The 12,182-nt window shown below is 61.6% G+C and carries 16 protein-coding genes; 4 read left to right on the top strand and 12 right to left on the bottom strand.

What is annotated here, in order from left to right; translation table 11 throughout:
- Positions 1-49 precede the first annotated feature (49 nt).
- On the top strand, positions 50-214 hold the full coding sequence (locus tag ACB040_RS16335) for a hypothetical protein (RefSeq protein WP_005339525.1): 165 nt from the start codon (positions 50-52) through the stop codon (positions 212-214).
- Between the two features lie 20 nt (positions 215-234).
- Here ACB040_RS16335 and ACB040_RS16330 read toward each other — a convergent pair whose 3' ends face one another.
- From ACB040_RS16330 to waaF, 5 genes are all read right to left on the bottom strand, one after another.
- Positions 235-567 carry a DUF2799 domain-containing protein gene (locus tag ACB040_RS16330; protein ID WP_005339523.1) on the bottom strand — a complete coding sequence of 111 codons (333 nt, stop codon included), beginning with the start codon at positions 565-567 and terminating at the stop codon, positions 235-237.
- Between the two features lie 137 nt (positions 568-704).
- Complete coding sequence (locus ACB040_RS16325; protein WP_005339521.1) at positions 705-830, bottom strand: hypothetical protein; 126 nt, start codon at positions 828-830, stop codon at positions 705-707.
- Between the two features lie 74 nt (positions 831-904).
- Complete coding sequence (locus tag ACB040_RS16320; RefSeq protein WP_115522532.1) at positions 905-1,885, bottom strand: MDR family oxidoreductase; 981 nt, start codon at positions 1,883-1,885, stop codon at positions 905-907.
- 93 nt (positions 1,886-1,978) lie between these two features.
- Positions 1,979-3,244, bottom strand: a complete 1,266-nt coding sequence (gene waaA / locus ACB040_RS16315; protein ID WP_371155596.1) for a lipid IV(A) 3-deoxy-D-manno-octulosonic acid transferase — start codon at positions 3,242-3,244, stop codon at positions 1,979-1,981.
- A gap of 1 nt (position 3,245) precedes the next feature.
- Positions 3,246-4,280: a lipopolysaccharide heptosyltransferase II gene (waaF, locus tag ACB040_RS16310; protein WP_064335094.1), complete on the bottom strand. Its 1,035-nt coding sequence runs from the start codon at positions 4,278-4,280 to the stop codon at positions 3,246-3,248.
- Positions 4,281-4,556: 276 nt separating this feature from the next.
- Between waaF and ACB040_RS16305 the strand changes: the two genes are divergently transcribed.
- Positions 4,557-5,333, top strand: coding sequence for a glycosyltransferase family 2 protein (locus ACB040_RS16305; protein ID WP_005357395.1), 777 nt, complete (start codon positions 4,557-4,559; stop codon positions 5,331-5,333).
- 51 nt (positions 5,334-5,384) lie between these two features.
- Here ACB040_RS16305 and ACB040_RS16300 read toward each other — a convergent pair whose 3' ends face one another.
- The gene (locus tag ACB040_RS16300; protein WP_058059076.1) at positions 5,385-6,422 is read right to left on the bottom strand and encodes a glycosyltransferase family 9 protein; all 1,038 of its coding nucleotides are present in this window, start codon (positions 6,420-6,422) and stop codon (positions 5,385-5,387) included.
- Positions 6,423-6,556: 134 nt separating this feature from the next.
- Between ACB040_RS16300 and coaD the strand changes: the two genes are divergently transcribed.
- Positions 6,557-7,039 carry a pantetheine-phosphate adenylyltransferase gene (gene coaD / locus ACB040_RS16295; protein WP_040069411.1) on the top strand — a complete coding sequence of 161 codons (483 nt, stop codon included), beginning with the start codon at positions 6,557-6,559 and terminating at the stop codon, positions 7,037-7,039.
- A 106-nt stretch (positions 7,040-7,145) separates the two neighbouring features.
- Here the strand turns inward: coaD and ACB040_RS16290 are convergent, their stop codons facing one another.
- From ACB040_RS16290 to radC, 6 genes are all read right to left on the bottom strand, one after another.
- Positions 7,146-8,018: a VirK/YbjX family protein gene (locus tag ACB040_RS16290; RefSeq protein ID WP_371155592.1), complete on the bottom strand. Its 873-nt coding sequence runs from the start codon at positions 8,016-8,018 to the stop codon at positions 7,146-7,148.
- 177 nt (positions 8,019-8,195) lie between these two features.
- On the bottom strand, positions 8,196-9,008 hold the full coding sequence (mutM, locus tag ACB040_RS16285) for a bifunctional DNA-formamidopyrimidine glycosylase/DNA-(apurinic or apyrimidinic site) lyase (protein WP_021231536.1): 813 nt from the start codon (positions 9,006-9,008) through the stop codon (positions 8,196-8,198).
- A 24-nt stretch (positions 9,009-9,032) separates the two neighbouring features.
- A complete protein-coding gene (locus ACB040_RS16280) occupies positions 9,033-9,488 on the bottom strand; it encodes a hypothetical protein (protein ID WP_371155590.1) in 456 nt (151 codons plus the stop codon).
- Between the two features lie 93 nt (positions 9,489-9,581).
- Complete coding sequence (gene rpmG, locus ACB040_RS16275; protein ID WP_005307500.1) at positions 9,582-9,749, bottom strand: 50S ribosomal protein L33; 168 nt, start codon at positions 9,747-9,749, stop codon at positions 9,582-9,584.
- An 11-nt stretch (positions 9,750-9,760) separates the two neighbouring features.
- On the bottom strand, positions 9,761-9,997 hold the full coding sequence (gene rpmB, locus ACB040_RS16270; protein WP_005307492.1) for a 50S ribosomal protein L28: 237 nt from the start codon (positions 9,995-9,997) through the stop codon (positions 9,761-9,763).
- A 136-nt stretch (positions 9,998-10,133) separates the two neighbouring features.
- Complete coding sequence (gene radC / locus ACB040_RS16265) at positions 10,134-10,808, bottom strand: DNA repair protein RadC (protein WP_047434157.1); 675 nt, start codon at positions 10,806-10,808, stop codon at positions 10,134-10,136.
- 147 nt (positions 10,809-10,955) lie between these two features.
- Between radC and coaBC the strand changes: the two genes are divergently transcribed.
- On the top strand, positions 10,956-12,158 hold the full coding sequence (gene coaBC, locus ACB040_RS16260) for a bifunctional phosphopantothenoylcysteine decarboxylase/phosphopantothenate--cysteine ligase CoaBC (RefSeq protein WP_371155588.1): 1,203 nt from the start codon (positions 10,956-10,958) through the stop codon (positions 12,156-12,158).
- Positions 12,159-12,182: the final 24 nt, after the last annotated feature.

Here is a 12,182-nt window from a genome sequence, read left to right as displayed (position 1 = left end):
AAATGAAAATCGATTACAATACGGCCGTCAAGTCGTAGAGGTAGTCGTTATGGGCAGCAAAACCCTGTGTGAATGGCGCCGTCACGAGATCCCCACCGATCTCAAGGCGTTGCGCAAGATAGTCCGCAAACCCAAGTTTGTCTGCAGCAAGTGCGCCCGCAGTGCCAATGACAAGGGTTACCTCTGCCAGCCGCTGCGTTTGAAAGAGGAGTAACGCCCCTCCCTGTCAGGGCGTTATTGATCGGTCCACCCCTGACGCCCCTGTTCGAACAATCTGCGTGCCTGGGTATCATTCGGGCAAACGCCGCGATACTCCTCGCCTGAGCGGCCAGCCAGATAGAGATGCTCAGGGCGGCAATACCATGCCAATCCCTTCTGATGTCCCTGCTTCCACAGTTCGGCATCCACCTTCTTGCCACATTGCCCCTGATGGAACTCGATCCGCTCGGTGGTGAAGCCCAGCTTGCCATCCGCCTCCCCCACCTCACTCCACACCTTCTCGCAGGGATCATCGTTGGAGACACAGCCACCCAGCAGGGCAGCCAACAATATGATGGTGAGTCGCATAGTCATCCTTGAGCGTCATTTGGGCAGTTCATTCTACCCAGCGCCCCGCCCCTGACCAAGGACGAACGCTCAGCCATGTGAGCGCGGCAAAAAAATCAGGCGGGCCCAAAGCCCGCCTGTTCGTTCAATGCCGTGGTTCACTGGTCATCGAAAGTGTCATCATCTTGCCAGCTTTCATCTTCCCACTGATCCAGCTCTTCTTCCCAGGAATCCGGCTCCCAATCATCATCAGAGGAGTCGTAATCCGGCTTGTGTCCACCCATCTTCACTCTCCTTGGATAGTTCACCCGCACTCCAATTTTATCCGGAATTGTCGGGCTCGCCAGTCAGAGAGAGTTCAAAGTTTGACCAGAGTGCGACCTGCGATCTGGCCTTGCGTAATGGCCTCGGCGGCCTCCACTACCTGCTCCAGCCCAATCTCGGTAACCGCCTGCTCAAAGAAGCTGGCGGGCAGATCCCGTGCCAGTCGCTGCCACGCCAGTTGACGACGTTCAAACGGGCACATCACCGAATCGACCCCCTGCAACCGTACATTACGCAGGATAAAGGGCATCACACTGGTCGGCAGATCGAAACCGCCCGCCAACCCACAAGCTGCCACAGCGCCGCCATAGTTCATCTGGGCCAGCAGCTTGGCCAGCACCTGACTGCCGACGGTATCGATGGCACCGGCCCATAGCTGCTTCTCCAGCGGTTTGGCGGGCACCAGCAGTTCGCTGCGCGGCACGATGCGGCTGGCACCCAGCGCAGTGAGCATGGCGCCCTGCTCTTCGGGCCGACCGGTCAGCGCTGCCACCTGATAGCCAAGGGCCGCCAGCAGGGCAACCGAGGTGGAGCCAACACCGCCTGCCGCGCCGGTGACCAGCACCTCGCCACTTGCGGGAGTAATGCCCGCCTCTTCCAGCGCCAGCACGCAGAGCATGGCGGTGAGACCGGCGGTACCGATGCACATGGCCTGGCGCTCATCCAGCCCGGCGGGCAACGGCACCAGCCAGTCCCCCTTGACCCGCGCCTGTTCGGCCATACCGCCCCAGTGGCCTTCGCCCACGCCCCAACCGGTCAGCACCACCTTGTCGCCGGGCTGATAGCGGCTGTCGGCAGATTCGAGCACGGTACCGGCGAAGTCGATACCGGGCACCAGCGGCCACTGGCGCACGATCTTGCCCTTGCCGGTGATGGCCAGCCCATCCTTGTAGTTGATCGAGCTGTAAGCGACCGCCACCCGCACTTCACCTTCCGGCAACTGGCTTTCGGCCAGCCGGGTCAGAGTCGGTACAGTCTTGCCGTCTTGGTTTTCCAGTAACAGAGCCTTGAACATGGTTGCCTCTTTGATGACGTGTGAAACGGGGATCAGCTGCTTTGACGCTTTTGCAGTTGAAAATCGAGAGCCAGTGCGGTGCTCATCATGGGTTCAGTCGTTTTCCAGCGCAGTGAGGCAGTGCGAGAGGGTGCGCGCCAGCGCACCCTGATTGCGCAGCACCACGGCGCGGGCCTGCTCGCCCATCTCGCGGCGGGTGCTCTCGTCGGCAAACAGCTGGCTCACCTGCTCGCCCAGCTCGGCGGCATCGGCCACGATGGCGGCGCCCCCCTGAGCCACCAGCTGGCGGGTGATGTCGCTGAAGTTGAAGTAGGCGGGGCCGGTAAGGCAAGGCTTGCCGAGCGCTGCCGGTTCCAGCAGGTTGTGACCGCCGATCTTCACCAGACTGCCGCCGACGAAGGCCACATCGGCCGCCGCCAGCATCAGCGGCAGCTCACCCATGGTATCGCCGAGATAGACCTTATCCTGTGCTCCAACCGCAGCATGACTGGTGCGCCGCACGCAGCCGTAAGGGGCACAAAGCTCGGCCACCCGGTCGAACCGCTCGGGGTGGCGTGGCACCAGAATGAGCAGCGCATCGGGATGGCGTTTGAGCAGCAGATCGAAGGCGGCCAGCACCTGCTCGTCCTCACCCAGATGGGTGCTGGCGGCGATCCAGACCGGCCGCTCGGCGCCCAGCTGCTGGCGCAGGGCGCGCCCCTTGGCCTGCACCTCGGCACCAAACTGGATATCGAACTTGATGGAGCCGGTCACCGCCAGCCGCGAACGATCGATGCCGAGGCGGGCGAAGCGGTCGGCGTCATCCTGATGCTGGCAGAGCAGATGGGTCAACGGCCGGCTCAGGGCGTCGAAGGCGCCGTGGAAGCGGGCATAACGCTGGCAGGAACGCTCGGAGAGGCGGGCATTGATGATGGTCACCGGCAGATGGCGCGCCTCGCAGGCGGCCAGCCAGTTCGGCCACAGCTCGGTCTCCATCACCCAGAGCGCGCGCGGCTTGAAGGTGTCGAGAAAGGCGGCAATGGCCCAGGGGTAGTCGAGCGGCGCGTAGCGATGGATCACCAGCTCCCCCAGCTTGGCAGCCTGATCGGCACCGGTGCGGGTGGTAGTAGTGAGCAGGATCGGCAGATCGGGCCGCTCCGCCTTGAGGGCACGAATGAGCGGTGTAATGGCCAGCGTCTCCCCCACGCTCACCGCATGGATCCAGAGCGGCGCCTCCTGTCCGGTGACGGGCAGCCGCCCGAGATGCTCGGCCCAGCGCTTGCCAAAGCCGGGCTTGCCTTTCTTCGGCTTGTAGAGGGCCAGCAGCGCCAGCGGCAATCCCAGATGGATCAGCAGGTTGTAGAGCAGACGGTAGGGCATCTTACTGACTCTGCTCCAGCTTCTTGCAGGCATCGACCACCTGCTCCGGCGCCAGGTCGATCAGGCACTTGAGATGGCCGAACTTGCAGGTGCGCTTGAAGCAGGGGCGGCACTCGATGTCGGTGTGAACGATCTCGACCCGATCCGCCAGCGGCGGGGTGTAGAGCGGCGAGGTGGAGCCATAGACGCCCACCAGCGGCCGGTTGAGGGCGGCGGCGATGTGCATCAGGCCGGAGTCGTTGGAGATGACCCGGCTGGCCAGCGCCATCAGATCGATCGCCTCGTGCAGGCTGGTCTTGCCCGCCAGCACGTGGCAGTTGGGGCGAGTCAGCAGGTTGACCCGATCCCGGATGGTGTTGGCCACCGGCACATCCTTGTTGGAGCCGAAGATCCACACCTGCCATCCTTCGTCCAGATGCTGCTGGGCCACCACGGCGTAGTGCCCCTCCGGCCAGCGCTTGGCCGGGCCGAACTCGGCGCCGGGACAGAGCACCAGCACCGGGCGGGCGCGATCCAGCCCCAGCCGCTCCAGCGCCTTGCTCTGGTTTATCAGATCGACATGGAGCGCCGGATGCGGAATGGTCGGAATATCGGCCCGGCTCTTCATCTGCTCCTTGGGATAAGCGAGCGCCAGATAGCCCTCCACCATCAGCGGGAAGGCGGACTTGTTGCTGCGCAGGTCGTTGAGCAGGCCGTAGCGGCTCTCGCCCTTCCAGCCGGTACGCACCGGAATGCGAGCAAACCAGGGGATCAGCGCCGACTTCATGGAGTTGGGCTGGACGATGGCCTGATCGTATTTTTCGGCGGCCAGCTGCTTGCCGAGGCGGCGGCGTGCCACCAGCTTGAAGTCACCGTGGCCAAGGGGCATGGTGATCGCCTTGTCCACCTCCGGCATCCGCTCCAGCAGGGCGCAGCACCAGGCGGGGGCCATCACGTGCAGTTCGCACTCCGGATGGTTGGCCTTGATCGCCTTGTAGAGGCTCTGGGACATCACCATATCGCCGACCCAGGAGGGGCCGATCACCAATATTTTCATTACGCGTCTTCTCTCGGGTCTGGCCCGGCTGTTAATCATCACTGGGCGAGATTATGCCCCAAGAATGACTGGATAAATAACAGAAGATCCTTGGCAATCCCCCCTGCCGTCTCATTTTTCCACAGGTCTTCTGAAGAGATGCAACGCCAGCCGAGCAGGCAAACAGCTGATAGAAACGGGCAATGGCGGCTCTCTCTTTGGCCCGTTTTTCCGTTAGAATGGCCCATCAATACGCATTCGACCCGCCAGCCGGGCAATAACCGTGAGCCCACATTCGTGAAAAAACCGACTCTGGCTGCCGTTCTGATCGTCAAGAATGAAGCCGACAACCTGCGCAAGTGCCTCGCCTCCCTCGACGGACTGGTGGACGAGATCGTCATTCTGGACTCAGGCAGTCAGGACGAGACCCCGGCCATCGCCGCCGAATTTGGCGCCCGCTTCTTCGTCAACGCCAAGTGGCCGGGCTTTGGCAAACAGCGCCGGCTGGCCCAATCCCACGTGCAATCCGACTGGGTGCTGTGGCTGGATGCCGACGAGCGGCTCACCCCCGAGCTGAAAACCGCCATCGCTGAGGTGATGGCCAATCCGGCCAGCGATACCATCTACTCGATCCCGCGCCTCTCCTGGGTGTTTGGCCGCTTTATCCGCCACAGTGGCTGGTATCCGGATCGGGTGCTGCGCCTCTATCCCAAGGCACTCACCAGCTACAACGAGGCGCTGGTGCACGAAAAGGTGGAAGTACGGGCCAACATGAAGATCGTCAATATTCATGGCGACCTGCTCCACTTCACCTATCGGGATCTGGAGCACTATCTGGTCAAATCGGCCGGTTATGCCCGCGCCTGGGCCGATCAGCGCACCGCTCGCGGCAAGAAGGGCTCCCTCAGTCAGGGGCTGATCCATGCTGTTGGTTGCTTCCTCAAGATGTACCTGCTCAAAGCGGGCTTCCTCGATGGCAAGCAGGGGCTGCTGCTGGCGATCCTCTCCGCCCACTCTACCTTCGTCAAATACGCCGACCTCTGGGTGCGCCAGCAACCGCAGCAGCCGGAATAACCGTCATACGAAACAGGGCCCCGAGGGGCCCTGTTTGCATTGCTGCATACGTTATTTGCGCCAGAAAGGCGCCGCCCAGCGGGCCATCACCGGCACCATGGTCTTGGGATCGAGCTGACTCATATCCTCAGGATGGTCGCTATCCTCCGGCGGGCTGAAGGCGAGGTGACGACCTTCGCTGTTGAGGGGCTTCCAGCGCAGCGGAGTAGCGGAGCGGCGCATCGGGAAGAAGCCGATGGTCGGCACATCGAGCGCGCCAGCGATATGGAGCGGGCCAGTACTGCCAGCGATAAACAGGGCGGCGTTGGCCAGCACCTGACAGAACATCGGCAGACCATCGCTGGAGCGGTAGATCCAGCCGTTGCCACCGTGGGCCAGCAACTCGGCCGCCAGCTGTTCGGCCATCTTCTCCTCGCCCGGGCCTGCGGTCAGCACGCACTGCAGCTCGGGGCAGGCCTGGTTCAGCTTGATGATGATGCGGGCGTACTGCTCGATGGAGAGGTTGTTGGCCGAGCCACCGCTGCCGGCGTGTACCATCAGCCAGGGGCGGCTGGCATCGAGCTTGAGCTTGAGTGCCAGCTGTTCGCGCACCTGCCGCAGAGTCTCCTCATCGAACTGCAGGAAGGGGGTCTTGGGCTCCACCACGGCCACCTGCTGATCGGCCAGGAAGCGGCGGATCAGCTCCAGGTTGTACTCGGACTCCGGCTTTTGGGAGCGGGAGCGGCGCTGTACCAGTCGCTGGTTGTAGAGCACCTGCGCCAGCTTGGTCGCCGGTGCCAGCCGGTAAGGGATGTGCGCCTTCCACACCAGCATGGCGTTGCGGGAGTTGGAGAAGAGGCAGATGGACGCGTCGAACGCCGCCGCCTTGATCCGCGCCAGCAGCGCTCGCTGTTGCTCCTTGTCGGCCCGCACGCCCGGATCGATGATCACCTCGTCAATCCAGGGGCAGAGCCGGGCCAGCGGCGCCGTGTAGGCCGGAACCAGGGCAGTCACATGACACTCCATGGAGCCTTTGAGCATGGCGAAGCTAGGCCACGCCAGCATGAAGTCACCAATCTTGTCATTGCGAACGACCAGAATACGTTTCATAAAAAATCCCTTTGCTCCCTGTCACCAATGCAAGGAGGCTTGATGCGCGATGGCGTATTCTTGCCTGATGCACTGCTATTCTCAAGCGACGACCTTATAATGCGACCAAATTTCCAGGTTGCAGGACCACAAAGATGACTACCAGGGTGATCTATCCCGGGACGTTTGATCCCGTTACCAATGGCCACGCCGATCTCATCGGCCGCGCCGCCAAGCTGTTTGACGAGGTGGTGGTCGGTGTCGCCAACAGCCCGAGCAAGCGCCCGCTGTTCGATCTGGCAGAACGTGTCCAGCTTGTCCAGCAAGTGACCAGCACGCTTCCCAACGTCAAGGTGGTGGGCTTCTCCGGTCTGCTGGTCGATTTCGCCAAAGAGCATCAGGCCAACGTGCTGATCCGCGGCCTGCGCGCCGTCTCCGACTTCGAGTACGAGTTCCAGCTGGCCAATATGAACCGCCGCCTGATGCCGGAGCTGGAAAGCGTCTTCCTCACCCCGGCGGAGGAGAACTCCTTTATCTCCTCCACTCTGGTGAAAGAGGTGGCGCTGCACGGTGGCGACATCCGCCAGTTTGTCGATCCCGTGGTGGCCCAAGCCATCGCCGCCAAACAGAAAGGGTGATCCCCTTCCACACTGGCCATTCCCGACGGCAACAACGAACAAGGGCTACCCACGGGTAGCCCTTGTTGTATCTGTCTCGTTATAGAGAGGTCAGCCTGCTTGCCGGTTACTGACGGGCAAACCGCTCATTCATCTCCTGCACCAGCAGATCGAGCCACTCGTAGCGGCGCCGATACATGGCCCGCTTCTTGGAGGCGATCTCCTCCAGCGGCTTGCGCGGCTGGGCTTGCAGAGCGACGAAGTTGGCATCCACATCCTGCGCGCCGAACTCCTGCCACAGCTCGTCGTAATCGGCCTGCAGGTTGGCTTTCTGCTTGCTGCTGTAGCGCTTGGCCTGAAACACGTGGGCCCGCTTGCGCACCGCCAGCACCTCTGCCGCCCCCATGGCCTGCGCCAGTTGCAGCACCAGCTGCACCAGCAGGGATTTGGGCCGCAGGCCGTGTCCCTCTTTGGTCAGCTCGCGCACCCGATCCTGGGCATTGTCGACCGCAGGCTCCGGCCCCTGCATGGAGCCGATCATCAGAATCAAACGATCCACGCTGCCCGCCAGCGAAAAGGCACAGCTGTAGAGGCGCTGTCCCTCGCCATTGACGATGGATAGCGCCAGCTCGGCCTCGCGGCGGAAGGTGCCATCGTGGCGCAGCAGAATGCGGCAGCCGCTCTGGGGATAGTGCCCCAGCGCGATCCCCTCGCCCAGATAGAGGGGGTCGATCAGCTGCGGGTAGCACTCCAGCAGCAACCGATAGTGATTTTCCAGCATCTCGGCCCGCTCACGGGCGCTGGCACAGGCGAAGCGATAGGGTCGCATCGGCTTGTCGAGCAGCTCGGGATAGACCGCTGGCAGCGCCTTGAGCGAGTCGCACTGAAACAGACTGAAGACCCGACTCAGCGACTTGCGATAGAGCAGGCTGCGCAGCACGAACTTGCCGCGATTGAAGGTTTTCCGGTCACATCCCTCGGGGTAGAGGAAGCGGGCCATGGATTTTGCGCAATAGCGCTCCTGCCGGGATAAATATTCCCAGTCTATTGATTTAACTGTCATTTTTATATTCTCAAACCGCCTGAACGGTCGGGATACTAGTGACAGCTGTGCAAATCTTCAACAGAGTGGAAATACGCTGTTACAACTTCCCCCGGATCGGGGCAAAAAGTGCGCTCAGCGCTGGCAATGACTGCAAAAAACCGTGGTGCGCTGGCCCATTCTTGTCTCGGTCAGCAGGGTGTGGCAGTGGAAACAGGGCTGACCGCCACGACCATAAACCTGCAACTGCTGCACGAAATAGCCCGGCTTGCCATCGGCGCTGGTGAAATCCTTGAGGGTAGTGCCGCCCTGGCGAATCGCCTCGGCCAACACGCGCTTGATCTCGGCCACCAGGGTTCCCAGCCGCTCGGCACTGATATTGCCCGCCGCCCGTTTGGGGTGAATGCCGGCAGCATAGAGCGCCTCGTTTGCGTAGATGTTGCCCACCCCGACCACCACCTGATTGTCCATCAGGAACTGTTTGATGGCGGTGCTGCGTCCCTTGGCGCGCTCACGCAGGTAATCAGCACTGAAGGCATCGGTGAGCGGCTCGGGCCCCAGCTTGGCGAGCAGCGCATGGGCTTCGGCCGGTTCCCTGGTCCAGAGCAGGGCGCCGAAGCGGCGCGGATCGTTGAGCCGCAGCAGCTTGCCATTCTCCAGCTCGATATCCACGTGGTCGTGCTTCTCGGCCGGGGTGCCGATATCCAGTACACGCAGGCTGCCGGACATCCCCAGATGAAGGATGGCGGTGCCGAAATCGGTCTCCAGCAGCAGGTATTTGGCACGGCGACGCACCCGATGGATGGTGAGGTCCACCAGCTCCTGAATCTCACCGGGGATCGGCCAGCGCAGGCGGCCATCCCGCACCACCACGCGCGTCACCTTGATACCGGTGAGCCAGGGGGAGATCCCCTGACGACTGACTTCAACTTCTGGCAATTCAGGCATTGGCACCTCGCAAGGAAAAGGAACTCAGGGGGCAGGACGCAGCAGATCGCGATACTGTTCGGCAGTGAGGGCGAGCCAGAGACCGGACGGCAGCTGGGCGCCATATTGGCCGCTGTTCTGATAGAGGCCGATCTCGACCGGATCGCTCTGGCCGGCAATCCACACCTTGATGGTCACCGGGGTACCGCGCACCACCTCGCCGGGGGGCATCAACCAGCTCTGCCAGCGTGCCAGACGGGCATCCAGCTGAGCCGTGTCGAGCCCCAAATCCGGCACGCTGCGCCAGCCCTGACCGATCCGCTCAATCTGCCAGCTCGGCCCCTGCCAGGTGAGCACCACGGACGCATCCGGCAGCAAGGGGCGAGCCCGCTTGGCGCTGTTCTCCTGCTGGGCAGTCTCCATACGATGCAACAGGGTGATCACGATCAGCACCACCACGATGATCACGTTATTCCAGCCTTTGCGGCTCAATTTGAACATGGCAAGCCTCCCTTTGAACCGGCAGTGTACTGAATTCGGCGCATAAAAAAACCCGGCACGAAGCCGGGTTTTTGGGAATGCAGCATCAAGTAATTACTTGATTTTGCCTTCCTTGTAGATCACATGCTGACGAACAACGGGATCAAACTTTTTGATCTCCATTTTTTCGGGCATGGTGCGCTTGTTTTTGGTAGTGGTATAGAAGTGACCAGTACCGGCGCTGGAGTTCAGGCGAATTTTCTCGCGAATACCTTTAGCCATGATCTAATTCCTTATACCTTAACACCGCTGGCGCGCAGTTCAGCCAGAACCACTTCAACGCCACGCTTGTCGATGATACGCATGCCTTTTGCGGATACGCGCAGGCTTACGAAGCGTTTTTCACTCTCAACCCAGAAACGGTGAGTGTGCAGGTTCGGCAGGAAACGACGCTTGGTGGCGTTGTTAGCGTGCGAACGGTTGTTACCAACTGCCGGGCGCTTGCCGGTTACTTGGCATACTCTAGACATGTCAGTCTCTCCAAATCTTACTTCATTGCTCGAGCAAATATCTGCCCCGCTGGCCTTCGATTGCGGGGCAAACAGAAGGCGGCATTTTATACAGCATCCGTGATCAAAGATCAACTAATACGGTGCCAGAGCACAGTTATAGCCAACCGCGCTCGGCAAAAGAAACCGTGATGCCATCACCGATCACCAAGTGATCCAGCACTCTGATATCGATCAGGGCCAAAGCGGCCGTGATCCGATCCGTGATCTGGCGGTCGGCCCTGCTGGGCTCGGCGACGCCGGACGGGTGATTATGCGCCAGAATCACCGCGGCTGCATTATGTTTGAGCGCGATCTGCACGATTTCTCTTGGCCAGACGCTCGCCGAATCGATTGTGCCGAAAAAAAGCTCAACAAATTGAATGACTCTGTGCTGATTGTCGAGCAACAGCAGGGCAAACACCTCGCGCGGCCGATCCCGCAGTTGGGCCTGCAGATAGTCGCGGGTCAGCTGGGGCGAGGTGAGGGCATCACCCCGTTGCAACTGCTCGGCCAGATGGCGTCTGGCCATCTCCAGCACCGCCTGCAACTGGGCATATTTGGCCGGGCCAAGGCCGTGCGCCTCGCAGAATGCCCGTTGATCCGCCCCCAGCAAACTGCGTAAAGAGCCGAATTGATTCAATAGATTACGTGAAAGATCCACTGCACTCAGGCCATTGACGCCGGTGCGCAGAAAGATGGCGAGCAGCTCGGCATCGGAGAGCACAGCAGGCCCCTGACGCAGCAGCTTCTCTCTGGGGCGTTCATCTTCCGGCCACTCTTTGATGCTCATTTGTCTCTCCCTCATCCCTGTTGAGAAAAAACATAGCAAAAAATTGCGCGCGCCCGACCACACCCCTTGATGCCAACCCCTGTCGTCATCCATTGCCTGTGGTATCTTAGCCGACCAGTCAGAATGAGCCGGATAGAGAAACAGCAGATGAGATTGGCCGATAAACGCATCCTGTTGGGTGTCAGTGGCGGGATCGCCGCCTACAAGAGTGCCGAGCTGGTACGCCGCCTGAAAGATCAGGGCGCCGAAGTGCGGGTGGTGATGACCCGCTCCGCCAAGGAGTTCATCACCCCGCTGACCCTGCAGGCGGTCTCCGGTCATCCGGTGGCCTACAGCCTGCTGGATCCCTCTGCCGAAGCGGGCATGGGCCATATCGAGCTGGCCAAGTGGGCCGATCTGGTACTGATCGCCCCCGCCAGCGCCAACCTGATGGCGCGGATGGCTGCAGGCATGGCCGACGAACTGCTGACCACCCTCTGTCTGGCCACTCCGGCGCCCATCGCGCTGGCGCCCGCCATGAACCAGCAGATGTATCTCAACGCTGCCACCCAGGCCAACCTCAAGACCCTGGCCAGCCGCGGCATTCTGCTGTGGGGACCGGATGCCGGCAGCCAGGCCTGTGGCGATGTGGGCCCGGGCCGGATGCTGGACCCCCTCGAACTGGTGGAGCGCTGCTGCCAGCAGCTGGCCGCCGAGCCCTTGCTGGCGGGCGTCAAGCTGCTGCTGACCGCCGGCCCGACCCGCGAGGCGCTCGATCCGGTCCGCTACATCAGCAACCACAGCTCCGGCAAGATGGGCTACGCCATCGCCCGCGCCGCTCGTGAAGCGGGCGCAGAAGTGACGCTGGTGAGCGGCCCGGTAGCGCTGGCCACTCCGGCAGGGGTCACCCGCGTCGATGTCGAGAGCGCCGAGCAGATGCACCAGGCAGTAATGAGCCGGGTGGGCGAATGCGACCTCTTCATCGGCTGCGCCGCGGTTGCTGACTATCGCCCCGAGCAGGTCGCCAGCCAGAAGATAAAGAAGAGCGGTGACAACGATCAGATGGTGGTGAAGCTGGTGAAAAACCCCGACATCATTGCTGCCGTCGGCGCCCTTTCAGATAAACCCTTCACTGTCGGATTTGCCGCCGAAACCGTGGATGTGGAACAATACGCCCTCGATAAATTGCAGCGAAAGCGGTTGGACATGATCGCCGCCAACGATGTATCCCGCGAGGGGCAAGGCTTCAACGCCGATGACAACGCCCTGACCGTGTTCTGGCAAGGGGGCCAGGCGCCTCTGCCGCTGGCCGACAAGCTGACGCTGGCCCGTCATCTGGTTGCCCTGATTGCGTGTCACTATCGGCGCTAAGCGTCCCGAAAGAACAAGACTCAC

Source organism: Aeromonas sp. S11(2024) (genome assembly GCF_041402345.1).
Taxonomy (GTDB): Bacteria; Pseudomonadota; Gammaproteobacteria; order Enterobacterales; family Aeromonadaceae; genus Aeromonas; species Aeromonas veronii.
This window is presented reverse-complemented; position numbering and strand designations above follow the sequence as displayed.

Excerpts from the sequence above, each read along its gene's own strand:
- ACB040_RS16335 (WP_005339525.1), top strand. The coding sequence starts at position 50 with ATGGGCAGCAAAACCCTGTGTGAATGGCGCCGTCACGAGATCCCCACC.
- ACB040_RS16330 (WP_005339523.1), bottom strand. The coding sequence starts at position 567 with ATGCGACTCACCATCATATTGTTGGCTGCCCTGCTGGGTGGCTGTGTC.
- ACB040_RS16325 (WP_005339521.1), bottom strand. The coding sequence starts at position 830 with ATGGGTGGACACAAGCCGGATTACGACTCCTCTGATGATGATTGGGAG.
- ACB040_RS16320 (WP_115522532.1), bottom strand. The coding sequence starts at position 1,885 with ATGTTCAAGGCTCTGTTACTGGAAAACCAAGACGGCAAGACTGTACCG.
- waaA (WP_371155596.1), bottom strand. The coding sequence starts at position 3,244 with ATGCCCTACCGTCTGCTCTACAACCTGCTGATCCATCTGGGATTGCCG.
- waaF (WP_064335094.1), bottom strand. The coding sequence starts at position 4,280 with ATGAAAATATTGGTGATCGGCCCCTCCTGGGTCGGCGATATGGTGATG.
- ACB040_RS16300 (WP_058059076.1), bottom strand. The coding sequence starts at position 6,422 with ATGAAACGTATTCTGGTCGTTCGCAATGACAAGATTGGTGACTTCATG.
- coaD (WP_040069411.1), top strand. The coding sequence starts at position 6,557 with ATGACTACCAGGGTGATCTATCCCGGGACGTTTGATCCCGTTACCAAT.
- ACB040_RS16290 (WP_371155592.1), bottom strand. The coding sequence starts at position 8,018 with ATGGCCCGCTTCCTCTACCCCGAGGGATGTGACCGGAAAACCTTCAAT.
- mutM (WP_021231536.1), bottom strand. The coding sequence starts at position 9,008 with ATGCCTGAATTGCCAGAAGTTGAAGTCAGTCGTCAGGGGATCTCCCCC.
- ACB040_RS16280 (WP_371155590.1), bottom strand. The coding sequence starts at position 9,488 with ATGTTCAAATTGAGCCGCAAAGGCTGGAATAACGTGATCATCGTGGTG.
- rpmG (WP_005307500.1), bottom strand. The coding sequence starts at position 9,749 with ATGGCTAAAGGTATTCGCGAGAAAATTCGCCTGAACTCCAGCGCCGGT.
- rpmB (WP_005307492.1), bottom strand. The coding sequence starts at position 9,997 with ATGTCTAGAGTATGCCAAGTAACCGGCAAGCGCCCGGCAGTTGGTAAC.
- radC (WP_047434157.1), bottom strand. The coding sequence starts at position 10,808 with ATGAGCATCAAAGAGTGGCCGGAAGATGAACGCCCCAGAGAGAAGCTG.
- coaBC (WP_371155588.1), top strand. The coding sequence starts at position 10,956 with ATGAGATTGGCCGATAAACGCATCCTGTTGGGTGTCAGTGGCGGGATC.